The sequence below is a fragment of the Curtobacterium luteum genome, from assembly GCF_014646995.1.
Classification (GTDB): domain Bacteria; phylum Actinomycetota; class Actinomycetes; order Actinomycetales; family Microbacteriaceae; genus Curtobacterium; species Curtobacterium luteum.
Genome location: NZ_BMOI01000028.1, coordinates 1 through 1,046, shown reverse-complemented (window position 1 = coordinate 1,046; position 1,046 = coordinate 1). Strand labels below are relative to the sequence as shown.

1 protein-coding gene and 1 pseudogene are annotated in these 1,046 nt (G+C 73.7%); both read left to right on the top strand.

What is annotated here, in order from left to right:
• Positions 1-445, top strand: a pseudogene (locus IEY20_RS17330) (DUF6286 domain-containing protein); the annotation flags it as partial.
• Positions 442-1,005, top strand: a complete 564-nt coding sequence (locus IEY20_RS16920; protein ID WP_175327238.1) for a hypothetical protein — start codon at positions 442-444, stop codon at positions 1,003-1,005. The pseudogene IEY20_RS17330 and the gene IEY20_RS16920, both read left to right, overlap by 4 nt.
• Positions 1,006-1,046 lie beyond the last annotated feature (41 nt).

Sequence of the window (1,046 nt, the reverse complement as noted above, 5' to 3'; positions counted from 1 at the left end):
GGCGGTGGGGTCCGCGCCGTTGGTGGCGGACCCGCAGACCGTCGTGGACGCGGCGCTGCGGCCCGACGGCGCGTTCGTGACGATCGCCGAGGTGATCGCTGTGGTCCTGGTGGTCCTCGGGATCGTGCTGGTCGTGCTGGCACTGGGGCCCGGCCGGCAGCACCGGTCCGCGGTCGAGCACGACCGCGGCGCCGTGGTCATCGACACCGCGATCCTCGCCTCGACCGCCGCGAACGCCGCCGCGCTCGCTGCCGGCCTGCCCGAGGACCACGCCAAGGCCTCCGCCCGCGGCCGGTCCTCCGAGGTCCGCCTCGTGCCCCTGTCCGGGGTGCCCGTCGACCAGGCAGCGGTCCGCTCCGCGGTCGAGGACCGCCTCGGCCGCCTCGACGCCCGGTTCGGCAAGCGGGTCAAGGTCCGCGTGGACGAGAAGGGAACCCTGGCATGACCAAGAGCAACCGCACCCTGAACCGCATCATCCTGCTCGTGCTCGGCCTGGTCGCCGTCATCGCCGGCCTGACCATCGGCGCCGGCGTGCTGCCCGCGGTCCGTGACGCCCTGAAGCCGTACGTGACGTTGCCGAGCAACGTGAGCGTGCCGGCGGCGTCGCTGTGGATCGTCGCCGGCGTGTGTGTCGTGGTGATCGTGCTCGCGTTGGCGTGGGTGTTCACCCGCGGCCGCGGCGGCACCAGCGTCGCCGTCCGGGAACGTACCGGCGAGGACCAGGTCACGATCAACGTCGCGCTCGTGCGGGACGTGATCGACCACGAACTCCACGGCGTCCGCGACGTCGTCGGCGCCAAGGTCGACACGTACCTCGTCAAGCGGCAGCGCGCGGCCCGGATCCGGGTCAACGTCCGCCGCGGCGGTGACGCGGTCACCGTCCTCGACGCCGTCGACCACGCCATCGGCGTGCTGGACCGCACCCTGGGCCGGCAGGTCCCGGTCCTGGTCCACCTCACCGGCGGCACCCGCGCCGCCCTCGCGAAACCCACCCGCGTGCAGTAGACCGCACCACCCACCGACCACCCCAGACCCCGGGAGGCACA